This window comes from Embleya hyalina (assembly GCF_003967355.1).
Lineage (GTDB): Bacteria > Actinomycetota > Actinomycetes > Streptomycetales > Streptomycetaceae > Embleya > Embleya hyalina.
On sequence record NZ_BIFH01000014.1, the window covers coordinates 19832 to 36272 of the forward strand.

Annotated in this window: 19 protein-coding genes; 9 read left to right on the forward strand and 10 right to left on the reverse strand. The window is 71.6% G+C overall.

Going from position 1 to position 16441, the window contains the following annotated elements:
• Positions 1-25: 25 nt before the first annotated feature.
• Positions 26-1099 (reverse strand): DUF2867 domain-containing protein, encoded by a 1074-nt coding sequence (locus EMA17_RS55910; protein WP_126635594.1) that lies wholly within the window; start codon positions 1097-1099, stop codon positions 26-28.
• A 101-nt stretch (positions 1100-1200) separates the two neighbouring features.
• On the opposite strand from EMA17_RS55910, the gene EMA17_RS04460 reads away from it, so the two are divergent.
• Both EMA17_RS04460 and EMA17_RS04465 read left to right on the forward strand, forming a co-directional pair.
• On the forward strand, positions 1201-1776 hold the full coding sequence (locus EMA17_RS04460; RefSeq protein ID WP_218042661.1) for a TetR/AcrR family transcriptional regulator: 576 nt from the start codon (positions 1201-1203) through the stop codon (positions 1774-1776).
• Between the two features lie 110 nt (positions 1777-1886).
• Positions 1887-2993 carry an acyl-CoA dehydrogenase family protein gene (locus EMA17_RS04465; protein ID WP_126635595.1) on the forward strand — a complete coding sequence of 369 codons (1107 nt, stop codon included), beginning with the start codon at positions 1887-1889 and terminating at the stop codon, positions 2991-2993.
• A gap of 118 nt (positions 2994-3111) precedes the next feature.
• On the opposite strand, the gene EMA17_RS04470 is transcribed toward EMA17_RS04465, so the two are convergent.
• Both EMA17_RS04470 and EMA17_RS04475 read right to left on the reverse strand, forming a co-directional pair.
• Complete coding sequence (locus tag EMA17_RS04470; RefSeq protein WP_126635596.1) at positions 3112-4437, reverse strand: ammonium transporter; 1326 nt, start codon at positions 4435-4437, stop codon at positions 3112-3114.
• 190 nt (positions 4438-4627) lie between these two features.
• Positions 4628-5521: an IclR family transcriptional regulator gene (locus EMA17_RS04475; RefSeq protein ID WP_126635597.1), complete on the reverse strand. Its 894-nt coding sequence runs from the start codon at positions 5519-5521 to the stop codon at positions 4628-4630.
• A gap of 161 nt (positions 5522-5682) precedes the next feature.
• Between EMA17_RS04475 and EMA17_RS04480 the strand changes: the two genes are divergently transcribed.
• The 3 genes from EMA17_RS04480 to EMA17_RS04490 all read left to right on the forward strand — a co-directional run bounded on the left by EMA17_RS04480 (position 5683) and on the right by EMA17_RS04490 (position 9651).
• Positions 5683-6795, forward strand: a complete 1113-nt coding sequence (locus EMA17_RS04480; protein ID WP_126635598.1) for an LLM class flavin-dependent oxidoreductase — start codon at positions 5683-5685, stop codon at positions 6793-6795.
• Positions 6796-7147: 352 nt separating this feature from the next.
• The gene (locus EMA17_RS04485; RefSeq protein ID WP_126635599.1) at positions 7148-9091 is read left to right on the forward strand and encodes a TerD family protein; all 1944 of its coding nucleotides are present in this window, start codon (positions 7148-7150) and stop codon (positions 9089-9091) included.
• Between the two features lie 125 nt (positions 9092-9216).
• Positions 9217-9651, forward strand: coding sequence for an SRPBCC family protein (locus EMA17_RS04490; protein WP_126635600.1), 435 nt, complete (start codon positions 9217-9219; stop codon positions 9649-9651).
• 94 nt (positions 9652-9745) lie between these two features.
• On the opposite strand, the gene EMA17_RS04495 is transcribed toward EMA17_RS04490, so the two are convergent.
• The 3 genes from EMA17_RS04495 to EMA17_RS04505 form a co-directional block, all read right to left on the reverse strand.
• Positions 9746-10465: a M50 family metallopeptidase gene (locus tag EMA17_RS04495; protein ID WP_246126448.1), complete on the reverse strand. Its 720-nt coding sequence runs from the start codon at positions 10463-10465 to the stop codon at positions 9746-9748.
• A gap of 133 nt (positions 10466-10598) precedes the next feature.
• Entirely contained in the window at positions 10599-11660 is a 1062-nt protein-coding gene (locus tag EMA17_RS04500; protein WP_126635601.1) for an FHA domain-containing protein, read from the reverse strand.
• 154 nt (positions 11661-11814) lie between these two features.
• Entirely contained in the window at positions 11815-12489 is a 675-nt protein-coding gene (locus EMA17_RS04505) for a nitroreductase family protein (protein ID WP_126635602.1), read from the reverse strand.
• Between the two features lie 157 nt (positions 12490-12646).
• Here EMA17_RS04505 and EMA17_RS04510 point away from each other — a divergent pair, with 157 nt between their 5' ends.
• The 4 genes from EMA17_RS04510 (at position 12647) to EMA17_RS04525 (ending at position 14348) form a co-directional block, all read left to right on the forward strand.
• Positions 12647-13108 carry a MarR family winged helix-turn-helix transcriptional regulator gene (locus tag EMA17_RS04510; RefSeq protein WP_126635603.1) on the forward strand — a complete coding sequence of 154 codons (462 nt, stop codon included), beginning with the start codon at positions 12647-12649 and terminating at the stop codon, positions 13106-13108.
• A gap of 232 nt (positions 13109-13340) precedes the next feature.
• The gene (locus tag EMA17_RS04515) at positions 13341-13667 is read left to right on the forward strand and encodes a PadR family transcriptional regulator (protein WP_126635604.1); all 327 of its coding nucleotides are present in this window, start codon (positions 13341-13343) and stop codon (positions 13665-13667) included.
• Positions 13664-14020 (forward strand): DUF1048 domain-containing protein, encoded by a 357-nt coding sequence (locus tag EMA17_RS04520; protein WP_126635605.1) that lies wholly within the window; start codon positions 13664-13666, stop codon positions 14018-14020. The genes EMA17_RS04515 and EMA17_RS04520 overlap by 4 nt, the downstream gene beginning before the upstream one ends.
• A 1-nt stretch (position 14021) precedes the next feature.
• Positions 14022-14348, forward strand: a complete 327-nt coding sequence (locus tag EMA17_RS04525) for a DUF1048 domain-containing protein (protein ID WP_126635606.1) — start codon at positions 14022-14024, stop codon at positions 14346-14348.
• A 100-nt stretch (positions 14349-14448) separates the two neighbouring features.
• Here EMA17_RS04525 and EMA17_RS04530 read toward each other — a convergent pair whose 3' ends face one another.
• From EMA17_RS04530 to EMA17_RS04545, 4 genes are all read right to left on the reverse strand, one after another.
• Complete coding sequence (locus EMA17_RS04530) at positions 14449-14838, reverse strand: flavoprotein (RefSeq protein ID WP_503826231.1); 390 nt, start codon at positions 14836-14838, stop codon at positions 14449-14451.
• Between the two features lie 211 nt (positions 14839-15049).
• The gene (locus tag EMA17_RS04535) at positions 15050-15625 is read right to left on the reverse strand and encodes an HD domain-containing protein (RefSeq protein ID WP_126635608.1); all 576 of its coding nucleotides are present in this window, start codon (positions 15623-15625) and stop codon (positions 15050-15052) included.
• A gap of 68 nt (positions 15626-15693) precedes the next feature.
• A complete protein-coding gene (locus EMA17_RS04540; protein WP_126635609.1) occupies positions 15694-15987 on the reverse strand; it encodes a 4a-hydroxytetrahydrobiopterin dehydratase in 294 nt (97 codons plus the stop codon).
• 59 nt (positions 15988-16046) lie between these two features.
• Complete coding sequence (locus EMA17_RS04545) at positions 16047-16358, reverse strand: 4a-hydroxytetrahydrobiopterin dehydratase (RefSeq protein ID WP_126636082.1); 312 nt, start codon at positions 16356-16358, stop codon at positions 16047-16049.
• Positions 16359-16441: the final 83 nt, after the last annotated feature.

Below are 16441 nucleotides of genomic sequence, written 5' to 3' on the forward strand. Positions count from 1 at the left end.
CGCACGACGAGGCGTCGCGGTCGGGTCAGCGGATCCTCGACGCGGCGTCGCGGAGTACGCCGGGGACCAGGCGGCGGTGTACGGCGGACAGCGGGGGCCAGATCAGTCGGCCGGGGGTGCGTTCGTAGCGCAGGAACGTCGCGAGCGAGACCCGGCCCTCGCTCGTTCGCACGACGAGGTCGGCGGTCAGGGACGGGGACGCGGTCGCCAACCGGATCCAGTCCGGGCCGCGTTCGGCGACGCGCCAGCCGGCCACCGTGTCCGGCGAGCGGCCGTGGGTGAGGCGCAGGCCGAGCAGGCCGCGCCAGATCAGGCGTTCCCCGGTGCCGGGGACGTCGCCGAACATCGCCCGGGCCCACTGCTCGGGCGTGGCGTCGGTGGCCGCCTCCGTGGCGAGGGTGAACACGTCGCCGTAGTCGAAGTCCGGCATCGAGGTGAGGGCGTGGAACGACGGGGGCATGTCGTGCCGCCCCACGACGCCGTCGACGGTGCCCGCCGGGCGGCCGCCTTCCGGCTTCGCCCGGCCGTACTCCCGCCAGGCGCGTTCCCATTGGCGGGTGAGCGCCGGGTAGACGACGAGGTGGCGGAACGGCGCGATGGCGGCCATGTACAGCCGGCCGAAGGTGCCGTTGGGCTTCACCAGGACGGCCATGCGCAACTCGTGGTCGCCGCTCGCGGTCGGCACCCATGCGAGGTGCATGATCGTGTGGACGGTCTTGTTCGCCAACTCGCGGGCGCACTCGGTGTCCAGCTCGTACACGGGGGTGAGCGGCATCTCCTCGGACTCCGGGCCCGGGCTGTCGCGCAGGTCGTCGGGGAGGCGATCGCGCAGGGACGAAACCCGTGCCGCGAGACCGTCCTTCGGCTCGTCCCAGCCGAACAGGGCGCCGATCTTCCAGCGCGCGGCGAACAGGAACCGGACCGGCGCGCTCTGCTTCCCGGGTCCGCCGGCCGCCCGCATCGCGGCGAGCATGGTCGGGAAGTCGTCCGGCCCGGCGCCGGGCGTGCGGAACGACCACACGTCCTCCACCCGGAAGTCGCGGGTGAGTTCGTGGATGCGCCACGGCTGATCGGTGTACGCGGTGCGGGGAAGCTTCATCGGCAGGACCGCCTCGGATGCGCGATATACGGGTGCGTATAAAATGAGCCTAGCCGTTCTATACGGCTCCGTACATCAGGCATGGAAGTGAAGTGGGGCACATGGTGGGAACGCCGCGCACACCGCGTGACAGGTGGGTCGAGGAGGGGCTGCGCGCCCTGGCCGCCGGCGGTCCGGACGCGGTCCGCGTCGAGGCGCTGGCCAAGCGGCTCGGCGTCACCAAGGGCGGTTTCTACGGCTACTTCGCCGACCGCGGCGCCCTGCTGGAGACGATGCTGGAGACCTGGGAGCGGGAGAGTACCGACGAGGTGATCGAGCGGGTCGAACGCGAAGGCGGCGATCCGAGGACCAAGATCCAGCGCGCGGGCGCGCTCACCTTCTCCGGCGACCGCCTGCTGCCCCTGGACCTGGCCATCCGCGACTGGGCCCGGCGCGACGAGGCGGTCGCGGCGCGACTGCGCCGCGTGGACGCCCGACGCATGGCGCTGCTGCGCGAGATGATCGGCACGTTCTGCGCCGACCCGGACGAGGTCGAGGCCCGCAGCCTGATGGCCTTCGCGATGGCGATCGGCGGCCACTTCCTCGACCTCGACCACGGCCCCCGAACCAAGGCCGAAGTCCGCGCCCACGCCGCCGACATCCTCCTCGACCGCCCCAGGCCGAAGCCCGACGCCTGACGAGGACCCGCCCACGCGGGACGGTCGCCCGCATTCGCCCCTCGTGGGCGTCGTCGCCTGGGTAGGTTGCTGTTCGGGGTCGGCCGGCCCCCGGGGAAGTGGGGGATGACATGCGATTCCTGGAGCGGGAACGGGCCACGACGGCGAAGCTGCTGCCGGGGCTGGACGAGAGCCTGCGGGCGGTGCCGCTCATGGAGTTGGAGAGCCCCGACGCCCCCGGCATCGGGCTCTTTCGCGACAGCGGCGGCCCCGGCCTCGTGGTGCCGTCCGACAACCGGGGTCTGGGGGCCACCGCCCTGGACGCCCTGCGGGTGCAGCGCGCGCTGGGCAGCAGGTCACCGTCGCTGGCCGCGGCCACGACCACGCACCACTTCGCGATGGCCCTCCTGGCCGGTCTGGTCACCGACCAGGGCCTGGAGTGGATGCTGGTCGAGGGGATGGCCGCCGACAACCGCCTCGCGGCGACCGACCTCGCCGAGGAGCGCCCCGACGCCGCGATCCTCTCCGCCTCGATGACGGCCACCGACGGGCCCGACGGGGTGCGGATCGGCGGGGCCACGCGCGCGGGCGCGCTCGCCCGGTCGATGGACCTGCTCGTCGTCGGCGCCACGATCGCCCGCTCGGACGGCTCGGGCGACGAACTCGCGGTGGCGCTGGTGCCCGCGGAGAGCGAGGGTATGAGCGTCGGGGACACGGACGCGACGAGGGAGCAGGTCACCCTCGACGACGCCCTCGTACCGCCCGAGTTGGTGGTGCGGGCCTCGGAGCTGGACGGGCCACTCGACGCACGGCTGAGCTCGGCCTTCGCCTGGTTCCAGGTCCTGATCACGGGCAGCCGGCTCGGGGCCGCCGACGCACTGGTCGAGCGGGTGCTGCTCGACGGCCGGGTGCCCGAGTCCGAGCGGGTCCGGCTGCTGGTGGAGGCCGAGGGCGCGATGTCGGCCGCGGAGGGCATCGCCCGCCGGATCGACGACGGCGACGCGGACGCGTCGATCCTGGCCCACTCGCTGTACGTCCGGTACTGCGTGCAGGACGCCCTCTCCCGGGTGGTCCCGCGTGCGGTCGAACTCCTCGGCAACCTCGACTCCGCCACCTCCGCCGAGGTCGCCCACCTGACCGCCTGCGCCGACGCACTGGCCCTGCACCCGCCGACCCGCTCCCGGACGACCGGCCTCCTGGCGGCGTACCTGGCCGACGGCGGCCTCCCCCTCACCTGACCCGGACAACCCGGCGTCGGTCGGACGGGCCGGGTCATGGGCCCGGCCCGATACATCTCGGCGGCGGCTGCGGGACACGGCGCCGACGGCCGGGCGGGTTCGCGGGGAGGGAGCGGGCTCAGTCCAGGTCCAGGTCCTCCGCCGGCTTCGGGCTCGGGCGCCAGGTCGGGCCCGGGGTGCGCTTGGTGCCGGCGAAGGCGGTCAGGTCGTAGGCGGATTCGGCGTGCACCGCCAGGTCCAGGCCGCGTTGTTCGTGGTCGGCGTGGGCGCGGAAGCCGATGGTGCGGTCGATCGCCTTGGCGATCGTGTACGTCACGCCGAAGGAGAACGCGGAGACCACCACGATCGCGACCAACTGCTTGCCGAGCAGCTCCGCGCCGCCGCCGTGCAGCAGGCCCGCCGGTCCGCCCGTGACGTCCTTCGCCGCGAACAGGCCGATCAGCAGCGTCCCGACCACACCGCCGACGTAGTGCACGCCGACCACGTCCAGCGAGTCGTCGTAGCCGAAGCGGTGCTTCCAGCCGACCGCGAAGCTGCACAGGACGCCCGCCACGAGGCCGATCGCCATCGCGCCCGGCAGGTCCACCACACCGCACGCCGGGGTGATCGCGACCAGGCCCGCGACCGCGCCGGAGGCCGCGCCGAGGGTGGTCGCGTGTCCGTCCCGGCGCTTTTCCACCGCGAGCCAGCCGATCAGGGCGGTACATCCGGCCGCCTGCGTATTCACCAACGCCTGTGCCGCGAGCCCGTTGGCGCCGAGCGCGGAGCCGCCGTTGAAGCCGAACCAGCCGAACCACAGCAGCCCCGCGCCCAGCACCACCAGTGGCAGGTTGTGCGGCCGCATCGGATCCCGCTTGAAACCGATTCGCGGGCCGAGCACCAGGGCCACCGCCATGCCCGCCGCGCCGCAGTTGATCTCCACCACCAGGCCGCCCGCGAAGTCGAGCGCGCCGAGCCGGTGCGCGATCCAGCCGTCGGGACCCCAGACCCAGTGGGCGAGCGGGACGTACACGCAGATCACCCACACGGCGCAGAAGAGCACCCAGGCCTTGAACCGGGTGCGGTCCGCGATCGCCCCGGAGATCAGTGCCACGGTCAGGATCGCGAAGGTCAGCTGGAAGGCCATGAACAGCAGTTCCGGCACCGTGCCGTGCAGATCGGTGGGCTTGGTGCCGGCCATGAACACGCTGCCGAGATCGCCGAGCAGACCGCCGCCCACGTCGCCGCCGAAGGCCAGGCTGTAGCCGAAGGCGATCCACACCACGGTCACCACCGCGATCGCCACGAAGCTCATCATCAGCATGTTCAGCACGCTCTTGGCCCGCACCATGCCGCCGTAGAAGATCGCCAGGGCGGGGGTCATCAGCAGCACGAGCGCGGTGGCCACGAGCAGCCACGCGGTGTCTCCGGCGTTCAGGGCGTCGGGGGCGACGGCGACGGTCATGCGGCTCCCTCATGGGCCTGATGGGGTTTCAGGTCAGGGTGCGCAGCGCGGGTTTCCTGGCGTATACCTCGGTGTTACGCGCGGGTTAAGTAACCGGCCGTGTGTTACGCGGGCATTGCCCGATGGTGAGCGGGTGGGCACGGGGTGAGCGCCCCGACACGCCGGTGAAACACGGATGGCCGACCCGGCTTCACTCCGGCGCCCGCCCGCCCGAGCGGCGGGTGACCAGTCGGGCCACCGCCCCCAACCGCTCGCCGTAGTCGCCCACCCGACGGCCCGTCACGGCCTTCAGGCCGTTGAGCGTGAGGGCGACCGCGACCCGCCCGGCGGCGTCGAAGACCGGGGCGACCAGGGTCGAGATGTCGTACGTGGTGTCCGGGTCCACCGCGATCAGCTCGTACTCCTCCTCGCCGAGCGCCGCGACCAGTTCGGCCAGTCGGTCGCGCAGCAGCGGCGCCTCGCGGGGGTGTTCGGCCATACGCTCCAGCGTGTCGCCGATCCGGGTCCGGGTCGGGCTGTCCAGGGTGATCGAGTAGCCGCGCTCGCGGACCGCGCCGAGGGTGGCGGGCAGGTGGATCCGGGCCGTGCCGCGCACCCGCTCGTCGAGCCGGTCCAGCCAGGCGTCCACCTCGGCGGGCGGGGACCAGGCGTGGAACACCTGCCCGAGCGGCGGCACCATGCGCAGCCGCTGGCCCACCCGGACGTCGGCGGACGCCAGTTGCGGCCGGCCCTCGACGGCCAGGATCACCACCTCGTCGCCGATCGCCACACTCGCCACCAGCTCGGTGTCGAACTCGCCGGCCAGTGACCGCAGTTCGGCCCGAGCCAGGTCCACCGCCCGGTTGCCGCGCAGCGCCGCGTCGCCCAGCGCGATCGGCGCCGGGCCCAGCTCGTACGTCTTGCGGCGCGGATGCCGCACCAGGTAGCCGCCGTCCTCCAGCGCCTGGAGCACGGCGAGCGCGGAGGCGAGGTTGATGCCGAGCGCGGTGTGCAGTTCGGACAGCGTGTACGCCTGGCCCGGATGGGCGGCGAAGAAGTTCAGGATCTCCACCGCGCGACCGGCGGCGAGGGCGGGACGAACCATGAGGGCGACTCTCCGACCCGGCGGGCATTCTCCGGCCCGGCGGGCATCTTGTGGCCGATACCTCGCGAGGCCACACTCGGCACCACGAAATACGGGATTCGGAAACACTTTTCGATATATCGAAATCTACCGGACCCCGAACCCGACCCGGGAGTCGCCTCATGAAGCTCGACGTGCTCTACGAAGTGGACGTGCCGCGCCCCTGGCCCGGCGAGCACCCGCACGGCCAGCGGCGCGCCGAGCAGCGCGCCTACCGCGAGGCGGTGGAGCAGATCCGGCTGGCCGACCGCATGGGGTTCCACACCGTCTGGGCGGTCGAGCACCACTTCCGCGAGGGCCGCTCGCACATGCCGGCCTCCGAGGTCTTCCTCGGCCACCTCGCCGGCCTCACCGAGCGCATCCGGATGGGCTTCGGCGTCACCCTCACCCCGTTCGGCTTCACCCCGCCGCAGCGGATCGCGGAGAAGGTGGCCACCGTGGACATCCTGTCCGGCGGCCGGGTGGAGTGGGGGACGGGCCGCTCCACGCCGATGGAGCAGACCGCGTTCGGCGTGGACATCGCCCGCTCCCGCGACGACTGGCGGGAGGCGATCGAGATCGTCACGGGCATGTGGCGCGAGGAGTACTTCGAGTACGCGTCGGAACGGTTCACCTTCCCGCGCCGGATGGTCACCCCCAAGCCGTTCCAGGACCCGCACCCGCCGTGCTGGATGGCCGCCACCTCGCAGGGCTCGGCGGAGATCGCCGGTCGGTACGGCCTGGGCATGTTGTCCTTCTCGATCATGCAGCCGCTGGAGACGATGGCCGCCCAGGTGGCCGCCTACCGCGCCGCGGCGGCCGACCCCACGCCGCTGACCGACGTGACCACGAACAAGGTCGCCGCCTACACGCTCGTCCACACCACCGCCGGCAAGCGGGTGGATCGCCGGGTCTGGGACTCGGTCGCGTGGTGGTACAAGAACCTGGCCATGTTCACCCTGGAGTGGGAACTGCCGCACCTGTCCCCGGAGGAGCGCGACCGCACCTTCCCGCTCCTGAAGCCGCTGTTCGAGGGCGAGGTCCCGGTGGACACCTTCGACGCCGCCGACATGATCGTGATCGGCGACGTGGACACCTGCGTCCGCAAGCTCAAGCGCTACGCGGACCTGGGCGTGGACGAGTTGATCTGCTACGTCCAGTGGGGCTTCCTGGAGCACCGGGAGATCATGCGCACCCTCGAAATCCTCGGCAAAGAGGTCATTCCGGAACTGGAGAGGTATCGACCAAACAAATAGTGGGCGGATGTGGTCGGTTGCTGATGATTCTTGGCGCCGTGAGCACCCTTCACATTCGTGTCGCGAGCGCGACGCATCATCCCCGCCGGCCTCGTCCCGGCCCTGGCCGTCGGCTGCGGCGGGTCGAGAGGCGGGGCCGGGTCCAAGGCCGAGCGGCCGGCCACCGGCGCTCCCGCGCCCGCCGGAACCACCCCGCGTGCGTCGACGGCGCGGTGGAGACGTATCCGGTCGAGGGCGAACTGCCCGTCGCCGGTACCCGCTGCGGCTGACCGCGACTCGGCCGAGGGCGGGACGCGCATCACGATTGCGGCTCTCGTCCCCCCGCGCCGTGCTCGCGTTGTACGGTCCGTGAGTGACAGTCACATCACTCGCGACGTGGCCCGTCGACTACCCGAGCGACTACGCGGTGGTCGATGTGGAGACCACGGGGCTTCGGAGTTCGGATCGCATCGTTTCGGTGGCCGTGGAGGTCCTGGACCGACACGGCACCGTCACCGATCGCTGGTCGACGCTGGTGGATCCCGGGCGTGATCCGGGACCGGTGCACATTCACGGGCTGACCGCCGAACGGCTGGCGGGGGCACCGACGTTCGACCGGGTGGCGGAGGATCTGGCCGAGTATCTGGCCGGGCGGGTATTCGTCGCGCACAACGCGCCGTTCGACTGGCAGATGTTGACGTCGGAGTATCGGCGGCTGGGCACGGCGTGGCCGATGGAGCGTCGATTGTGCACGATGGCGCTCGCGCGGCATCTGGAACTGCCGGTCGGCGACTACCGGTTGGCCACCCTCGCCGAGCACTACCGGGTCCGCCAATTGCGGGCGCACGACGCGGTGGACGACGTGCGGGTGCTCTCCGAGATCTTCCGGTACGGCCTGCACGAGGCGGCCGGCGCGGGCCTGCCGCTGCCGCTGACCGCGCCCGGCGACGAACCGGGGCAGCGCCGCGCCGCGGTCGCGCGCGGTCGCAACGCGGAACGCGGCACGCCGGCCAAGGCGCCGTGTCCGTGGGTGAATCCGGGTCGGCTCGACCTCGGCGTCGGGCTGGTCCAGGGCATGCGTGTGGTGTTCACCGGCGAAACCGACCGGCCGCGCGAGAGGTTGGAGCTGCGCGCGATCGAGGCCGGGCTGTACGTCACCGGCGCGGTCAGCGGCAAGACGTCGGTCCTGGTCACCAACGACCCGCGGAGCGGCAGCGGCAAGAACCGCCGGGCGGCGCAGGCGGGGACGCCGGTGATCGACGAGGCGACGTTCGTCGAGCTGGTGGCCCGGGTGCGGCCCGGGACGGCGCGGGTCGGGGTGGTGCCGGCGCCGCGTGGGGAGGGTGGGCCGGCGGTGGACGCGGGCGGCCCGGTGGTGGTCCCGGAGCGTACCGAGGCCGGTGCGGCGTTCGACCCGGCCCGAGCCGCGGCCGTTCCCACCCGGGCCGGCGCCGCGCCGGACCCGGCCCGGGCCGCCACCGTGCCCGCCACCGCCCCCGACGCGCCGCGGGCCGGTGCGCGTGCGGCCGTGCGCCAGGTCCTGGTCCTCCAGGGCCACGACGAGCACCTGGACGGCGGTCGGGTCCGGCAGCTCGTCCTGGAGTCCGGAGCCCGGCTTCGGATCAACCTCACCTCGACCGTGGACACCGTGGTGGTGCTGCCCGGCGCGGCGGCCGACCCCCGGATCGCCCGGGCCGAGGCGTTCGGGGCGGTCTGTCTGACCGAGGCCGAGTGGTCCGCGTCGGTGTCCGGGACCCCGACGGCGCCCGCGACGCCCGGCCGGCCGGACACCGGCCATCTGCCGCGCGGGGGCACGGTCGAGTTGCCCGGCGGCGCCCACCCCGGCCGGTGGACGCTGAACGCCTCGTGGGCCTGGGATCGTCCCGACGAGGAGATCGACATCGTGGCCTTCCTCCTCGACGAGCACGAACGGGTACGCGGCGACGCCGACTTCGTCTTCTGGAACCAGCCGGCCGCGCCGCTCGACCTGGTCGTGCTCGACGCGTCGGGGCCGGCCGAGCAGACGGTCACCCTCGAACTGGACGCGCTGCCGCGTGACGTACGTCGCGTCGTGATCGCCGCCGCCGTCGACGGAACCAGTACGTTCGACGCGGTCGGGCCGATCGAACTGGACGTCGCGCCGTTCCAGGGAACCGCGTTCCGCCGCTCCGTGCTCGACGCCGCGACGGTGGAACGGGTGTTGCTGCTCGGCGCGTTCTACCGTCTGGGCACGGGTTGGAAGTTCCGCACCGAGGGCCAGGGCTACGAGTTCGACCTCGCGGGACTGGCCGCCTCCTTCGGCGTGGACATCGCCTAGGAACCGGTCCGACTCGTCGACATTACGACCGCCCGACCGGCCGGTAACCGGAGCACGATTCGGTCGCCGGGCGGCGGAGTGGTTTGCTTGACCCGGCCGACAGCAATCGAGGGCAAGGAGTGGTCATGGCGCAGGTCAGGGCAACCGCACACACGACTGTGGCGGCGGAACCGAAGGCGGTTTTCGCGGCCGTCGCGGATTACGCGGACGTGCGACCCAAGCTGCTCACCGAGCACTTCTCGGAGTACGACGTGCGCGAGGGCGGCAAGGGCGCCGGTACGGTCGCGCACTGGCGGCTGCAGGCCACCAGCAAGCGCTCGCGCGACTGCCTGGTGACGGTCACCGAACCGGCTCCCCTCACGCTGGTGGAGACCGACGCCAATTCGTCGATGGTCACCACGTGGACCGTCTCGCCCGCCGGTGCCGGCAGCCGGGTCGAGGTCGTCACGGTGTGGAACGGGGCCGGCGGCATCGGGGGCTTCTTCGAGAAGACCTTCGCGCCGGCCGGGTTGAAGCGGATCTACGACGGCGTCCTGGCGAAGCTGCCCGACGCGCTCTGACGAGCCGGAACGGGTCACGCGAAACGGAAGAGGCCGCCGGCCCCACCGCGAGGTGGGTGCCGGCGGCCTCGGCGCGTTCGGGCCGGTGGCTGGATCAGGTGAGCAGGGAACCCGCGCCGATGCCGAGGGCGGCGGCGGAGACCAGACCGAAGAAGCCGACCCAGAACGCGCCCGGTATGCGGGTCAGATCGGCGAGTTGATCCGCGTCCGACCACGGCGCACGGCCCCGGCTGCGCATCTGCTGCAACTCCAGGACCGGGCGTACGCCGGACACCAGCAGGAACCACACCAGCAGATAGGCGAACGCCGCCTGGATCCGGGCACTGGCCAGCCACGAGATGGCGAAGATCACCCCGGCGGTGACCAGCAGCACCAGCGCGCCGAACCAGTTGCGTATCGCGACGAACATCAACGCGAGCAGCACCAGCGCCACCCACAACACCATGGTGATGTGCGCGCCCGCGAGCAGCGCCGCCCCGCCCGCGCCCAGGAGCGACGGCGTGATGTAACCGGCCATCGCGGTGAACACCATGCCCAGGCCGGTGGGTTTGCCCACCGACACGGTCACCCCGGAGGTGTCCGAGTGCAGCCGGATCCCGGACAGCCGGCGCCCCATCAGCAGCGCCACCATCGCGTGTCCGCCCTCGTGGGCGATCGTCACCACCGTGCGCAGCGGTCGCCAGGTCGGGCGGTACAGCACCACCGCGACCGCGACCGCCCCCGTCACCAACGCGAGCCAACTCGGCGGATCCGGCTGGGTTCCGACCACCCGGTCCCACATGTCCTGCAACGACACCGTGTCGACGCTGCTCACGCCGCCCCTCTCGTCCTACGTCCCGACCGCTGCCCCCGCCGCGAACGCTACCGCCCGCCGCGCACCCCCGATCGCCCTCGCGCCGTCCCGTGACGCGACTGTCGCCGACCCGGGGCACGCCCGGACCGGGCGGTCAGCCGCCGGCGGCTTCGGTGGCGGCTTCGGTGCCGACGTCGATCCGGCGGTCGGCGACCTCGACCCGGACCCCGCCGCCGAGCACCAGCCGATCACGCGGGGCGAGGATCACCTCCGTGTCAGCGGCCAGCGGCCGGCCCGGCTCGTACGTCGCGCCGTTCCAGCGCTCCACCTCGGTGCCGTTGGCGGAGCCGAGATCGACCGCGACCACGTGCTCGCCGGCCCGCCCCGAGGTCAGGCGAAGCAGTACGTGCTGTCGGCTCACGTAGCGCACCGCCTCGCCGAACCGGTGCCCCCGACCGCCCAGGTCGTAGCCGTTGTCGATGCGCCCCCGGCCGAGCACGAGGGTGTCGCCCACCTCCAGCGGAAGCCGCTCGATCGACGCGCCGCCGGCATGGTCGGCCAACGCCACCTCCCGCAGCGCCCGGCGCGCCCCCGCCGCCCGGAGCGCACTCGCGCAGCCGGGACAGATCGCCCGCCCACCGCCGTCCACGCGCGGCCACACCGGCAGCCGCCCACTCCAGGTACGCGCGTACGCACACGACGTCTCGACGCAGCGCCACCGCGTGCGCACGATCTCCGGATGCCGTGCCGAATCGGGGTGGCGGTCGTCGACGTCCTCGGCGCGCGCGACAGGCGACTCGGGTCGGATCCCGGCGGGCACGAAGCGCACCCCGTCCGCATCCCGCCGCCAGTGGTGGAACCGCTCGGGATGCGCCTCGATCCACGGGTGGCGGCGGCGAAAGTCGAGGAAAGGATCCCCGCTCAGCACATGCAGCCCGTCGGCTTCGGCCCGCTCCAGGATCACCGTGTCCGCGACCGGCACCAGACTCGCCTCACCGCGCCCGACAAGCCGCCGCAACGCCTGCGCGTCGGCCGGGCTCAGGGTGTACAACAACGCCCGGTCGACCACGAGTTCGACCCGCGCATCGGCCCCGTGGCGAGCCCGCCAAGCCGCCTTGGCGGCATCGACCCGAGCCAGAATCGCACCCTCCGCGCCGGCCGGTTCCCACTCCTCGGAGTGACACACATCGGCCACATCCACGATCGCGTCCCACATACCGTCCCCCTGTTCGAACCCTGCCCCATTCCTATCCGAAACCCGCCCCGCCCCGCCGCGCCACACGCCGCCGTACACGGGGGATCGCCGAGGTAGGCCCGGCAGCCGCCGGCAGTCGATCCTGGGCTCGGTGATCGTCGGCCGCGTGGTCGCGCTACCGCGTGGGTCCGGCGGAGCGCTGTTCCCATCGGTCCCAGTGCAGGACGTGCTCGCGGGGGATTCGGGGGGCAGGCTTGAAGTCGGTGCCGATGGTGTAGGCCAGCGGGATGAACGCGGCCAGCATGATCTCGTCGTACGGAACGCCGAGCGCCTTGGCCAAGTCCCGCTCCAGCGGTCCCTGCGCTGTCGTCCAGGTGGTGCCCAGGCCGCGTGCGCGGGCGGCCAACATGAAGCTCCACGCCGCCGGCAGGATCGAGCCCCACGCCCCCGCCTGCACGGTCACCGGAGCGTGGTCGGTGCGTCCTTCCACCCCGGGGATGACGAAGGCGGGCACCCGGTGGATGTTCGCGGCCAGGTGGCGCAGGCCGTCGAAGACACGCTCGGTGGAGCCGGCGTGGTAGGTCATCCGCCACGCGTCGCGTTCGGTCAGGGGATGCCCGGCGGCCAGGGGTAGGGCGCGCAGGAAGATGTCCGCCACGGCCCGCCGCTGGGCGTCTTCGGTGACGACGATGAAGTGCCAGCGCTGCCGGTTGCGGCCGGTCGGCGCCTGCGTGGCCACGTCCACGCACTCCTCGATCAGGGATCGCGGGACCGGCCGGTCCAGGTCCAGGCGCTTGCGCACCGCGCGGGTGGTCGACAGGAGTTCGTCGGGGGTCAGATCCAGGGTCACGGCCGCTTCCTTCGCAGATTTCCGTCTCGGCACAGATCATCTGTCTTCAGATGATTGGCGAGCATACAAATCAGATGAGTGGTACGCAAACAATCTGGAGGCAGATGAATTTTGGTAGGGTCGAGGGACGACCGCCGCACGCGCAGAGGAGGTGGGCATGCCGCCCAAGACCGCAAACCGCGAGGCCGGCTACTTTGCGACACTTGCGGCGGAGCGCTCCGACATCGCGCTGTGCCGGGCCTCGACGGTCGTTGCCCGCGCTGCGGAGGCCCGCGCGAACGAGTCCGGGATCGGCGTCGGGCAGCATCTGGTGCTCAAGATGCTCGCCGAGGTCGGTCCGAGTTCGCAGCGCATCCTGAGTGACCAACTGCGCATCGACCGCAGCGTCATGGTCGGCATCTGCGACGGCCTGGAGCAGGCGGGACACGTACGGCGCGAACGCGACGCGGGCGATCGCCGCGCCTACGCCGTCACGATCACCGACTCGGGCCGCCGGCTCCTCGCCCGCGCCGAGGACGCGGTACCGGAATTCCTCGACGACACCTTCGCGGACCTCACCCCGGCCGAACGCGAGCAACTCTCCGCGCTGCTCGCGAAGGTCCTGCGGCTCCGCCCCTGACGTAGCCCCGGTCGTCTTCGGAGAGGACCCGGACGCCTCCATCCGCCGTGGCCCACACCCAGGGCTGAACGCCCCGGCGCCACCCCGCCGAGATCGAGTGCCGGCGGCTTCCGGGCTTACCTCGGCGATCTCCTGCTCGCGTGGCCGGCGGTTGGCATCGCCACTACTCGGTGATACTTTGTAGTGGTACTCGGTATCACTCAGTACCGGGAGTGGCCGAGGAGAATTCGCGATGGACGACCTGACGGAGATGTTGAAGGGCACGCTCGAAGGTTGCGTGCTCGAAATCATCGACGGCGAGGAAACCTACGGCTACGCCATCACCCGTCGGCTGAACGAACTCGGCTTCGCCGACGTCGTCGAGGGGACGGTGTACACCATCCTGCTGCGACTGGAGCGCAACGGCCTGGTCCAAGTGACGAAACGAGCGTCCGGGGTCGGTCCGCCGCGCAAGTTCTACGCGCTCAACGACGCCGGACGCGAGCAACTCGCGAGGTTCTGGGCGAAATGGCAATACGTCTCGTCACGCATCGACAAGCTCAAGGAGGGCGGCGGATGAACTTCCGGGAGACGGTCACCGGCAGCGATCTCACCAGGGAATGGAAGGCGTTCGAGGCTCGGGCCCAGACCCTGCCGGACGACCACCGGGCGGCGTGGGAACAGATCAAGGCCAACCTCTTCCCCTACGGGGACTTCACCGGCCGCAACCTGACGCCGATCCTCGACGGCGCGCTGGGCCTGCTGGAGGAATCGGCGGCGGACGGGCAGAGCGCCCACGAGGTGCTCGGCGACGACATCCCGGGTTTTTGCGCGGCACTGGCCGGCGGGGAAGGCACTCGTACCTTCCGCGACCGCCGGCGCGAGCAGTTGAACAGGAACGTCGCACGGAAATTGAGCCGGCTGGGAGGCTGACGTGAGCATCCGGGACATCGTCGAGGGCAAGAAGCAGTGGCGGGCGCACATGGCCAGGGTCAAGGCGCTCCCGCCCGACTACCGCATCGTCTACAAGGAGATGCAGACGTACCTGTTCAAGGTCGGCCCGCTCGACCTGCCCGACGGCCCCCTACTCCCGGGAATCGTCGACTTCTTCGAGGGGGGCGCCGCCACGGGCAAGGGCGTCCTCGAACTCATCGGCAACGACGTCGCGGCGTTCTGCGACGACCTGATCAAGGAGTCCCCGACCCGCGCGGACGCCCTCCGGGAGTCCATCGGCGGTCGATCCAACCCGGCCGAGCAGTAGAACCGGCCCCCTCACACCGCTCGGCACGGCCCACAGGCGCCGTGCGCAGCCGCCGTGACCGCCGTGGTCGGGTCCGCAGGTGGTGGGGGAATGAGTCCGGTCAGCCTTCGGTGGCGTGTCCCGCGAGCGCGTCGAGGACGAGGTGCCAGGGGTGGGCGGGGATGCGGGTGCCGCCGGTGCCGGGCAGGTGTGGGACGAAGTGGGGTTCGCCGTACAGCACTTGCACGCCGCACGAGCGCAGCGTGGCCACGGCCCGGTCGACGGCTGGGTGGGCGGCCTGCGCGGCGTTCCAGAACGGCAGCGCGGCGATGGGCAGGCGGAGGCCGAGGGCTTCGGTGAGCACGCCGAGCGCGTAGGTGTCGGCGTGCCCGTCGGCCCATTTGGTGAGGGTGTTGACGGTCATCGGCGCCACGGCCACGGCCTCGTCGGCCCGCCGATATCGATGCCGAACGACCCGCCCGGAAGCCCCCTCGACGGCGGCCACGTCCACGAACCCACCCCCCTCGGCCGCCGGCGTCGCGATCGTGCACACATCCCACCCCCGCCCGACCGCATCCCGCACCAACGTCACAACACCCGGCGCGGGCCCCGCCGCACACACGACCAGATACAACACACCACTCACAACGAGACCCCCGATCGCACGGCCGGCCGACGCGGCGCCGAACCCATGCGCCCGTCGGTCGCGGAGCGGGGCGCCACTACGACTCGCCCATGGCCTCGCGGAGCCAGTCGAGCGAGCCGGTCTCCAGGAGTTCGGCCGCGATGCGCCTGGCGGTTTCGGTGCGGATCCGCTTCTGCGAGTTCACGATCCAGCGCTCCACGTTGGCGTACCCCCGGTCCCGATACTCGATCGCCTGCACCAGGCACTCCAGCTTGTCCGCGTCACCCGCGCAGATCGCCTCGGGCGTCTCACGGGCCTCGTACTCACCGACGATCGACCGCATCAACGCCCCCAACCCGGCGGGCATGCCCTTGGACTGGTCCGCGACGATGGCCACCGCGTCCCCCTTGCCGACGTACTTCTGACTGATGTGCGCGAGGTCTCCCGTGCGGCTCTCCCCGGTGTCGTGCCACACACTCAACAACGCCGCCCGCGCCGGATCCGCACCCTCGGACTCGGCGATGATCGACGCCAGAAGCGCGGCCCGCCACGAATGCTCGGCCACACTCTCGGGATCCTTCACCCCGGCGATCCACCACCCGGTGCGCCTGTGGTTCTTCAGCGTCCCCGCCTCGAAGAGGAAGTTCGCCACCGCTCGATCCTCGTCGGCCACTCCATGCCCCTTGCCTGTGGTCCGGGTCCTCGAAGCCTGTCGTGCGCTCTCGGACGCTCGGTGCATCGCTACACGTTGACGATCGTGTCGATGGCGTCGGCGAGTTCGAAGTCGAGTTCGGTCACCACGCCACCTGCGGAGTAGGTGGTCATGCTGAACCGGACCTCCCGCCAATGCAGTTCGACGTCTGGGTGATGCTCCAGCTCCTTGGCGACCTCCGCCACCTCGGCGATCAGTCGCACACCGTCGTGGTAGTCCACGACGTAGGACTTCGCGATGCGCGCCGAGTCCCCGGACCAGCCCTCCCGGACCGCCAGTCGAGTCGCCACATCGGCGGCATCGAGGGGTGTGCGCTTGCCCATGAAGTCAGTCCTCCTCAGTCGCTGCCCGGCCCGCGCGGGGTCTGTCGAGGCGGCGGCGGTCAGTCGAGCGGGGTCGCCCCGTGTCCCTCGGCGATGGAGTCGATCCAGCGGGCGAGTTCGAAGTCGCACTCAGTGAGCCTGTTTCCGGCGTCGTGGGTGGTTACGGAGAAGCGGATCCGCTGCCAGGTGATGTGGATATCCGGGTGGTGACCGATCTCCCGGGCCTTGGCGCCGACGTACATCGCCAGGTGCAGCGTCTCGTGATACGCCTGCTTGTAGGTTCGCTCGATCGCGTCGTCGACCCGTTGCCAGCCGGGGAGTTCGGCGAGGAACTCGGCAATCCGGTCGTCGGTCAGCGGCGCGCGTGCCATGTCCACGTTCACCCCCGTGTCGTCGCAGGTCGATCGTAGCCACAAGTCCGACAAGGTCACAGTTGTTGCCGGCCCGGCGTACC

Excerpts from the sequence above, each read along its gene's own strand:
- EMA17_RS04510 (WP_126635603.1), top strand. The coding sequence starts at position 12,647 with ATGCCGCCCAAGACCGCAAACCGCGAGGCCGGCTACTTTGCGACACTT.
- EMA17_RS04500 (WP_126635601.1), bottom strand. The coding sequence starts at position 11,660 with ATGTGGGACGCGATCGTGGATGTGGCCGATGTGTGTCACTCCGAGGAG.
- EMA17_RS04470 (WP_126635596.1), bottom strand. The coding sequence starts at position 4,437 with ATGACCGTCGCCGTCGCCCCCGACGCCCTGAACGCCGGAGACACCGCG.
- EMA17_RS04475 (WP_126635597.1), bottom strand. The coding sequence starts at position 5,521 with ATGGTTCGTCCCGCCCTCGCCGCCGGTCGCGCGGTGGAGATCCTGAAC.
- EMA17_RS04480 (WP_126635598.1), top strand. The coding sequence starts at position 5,683 with ATGAAGCTCGACGTGCTCTACGAAGTGGACGTGCCGCGCCCCTGGCCC.
- EMA17_RS04465 (WP_126635595.1), top strand. The coding sequence starts at position 1,887 with ATGCGATTCCTGGAGCGGGAACGGGCCACGACGGCGAAGCTGCTGCCG.
- EMA17_RS04545 (WP_126636082.1), bottom strand. The coding sequence starts at position 16,358 with ATGGCACGCGCGCCGCTGACCGACGACCGGATTGCCGAGTTCCTCGCC.
- EMA17_RS04540 (WP_126635609.1), bottom strand. The coding sequence starts at position 15,987 with ATGGGCAAGCGCACACCCCTCGATGCCGCCGATGTGGCGACTCGACTG.
- EMA17_RS04460 (WP_218042661.1), top strand. The coding sequence starts at position 1,201 with ATGGTGGGAACGCCGCGCACACCGCGTGACAGGTGGGTCGAGGAGGGG.
- EMA17_RS55910 (WP_126635594.1), bottom strand. The coding sequence starts at position 1,099 with ATGAAGCTTCCCCGCACCGCGTACACCGATCAGCCGTGGCGCATCCAC.
- EMA17_RS04490 (WP_126635600.1), top strand. The coding sequence starts at position 9,217 with ATGGCGCAGGTCAGGGCAACCGCACACACGACTGTGGCGGCGGAACCG.
- EMA17_RS04515 (WP_126635604.1), top strand. The coding sequence starts at position 13,341 with ATGGACGACCTGACGGAGATGTTGAAGGGCACGCTCGAAGGTTGCGTG.
- EMA17_RS04520 (WP_126635605.1), top strand. The coding sequence starts at position 13,664 with ATGAACTTCCGGGAGACGGTCACCGGCAGCGATCTCACCAGGGAATGG.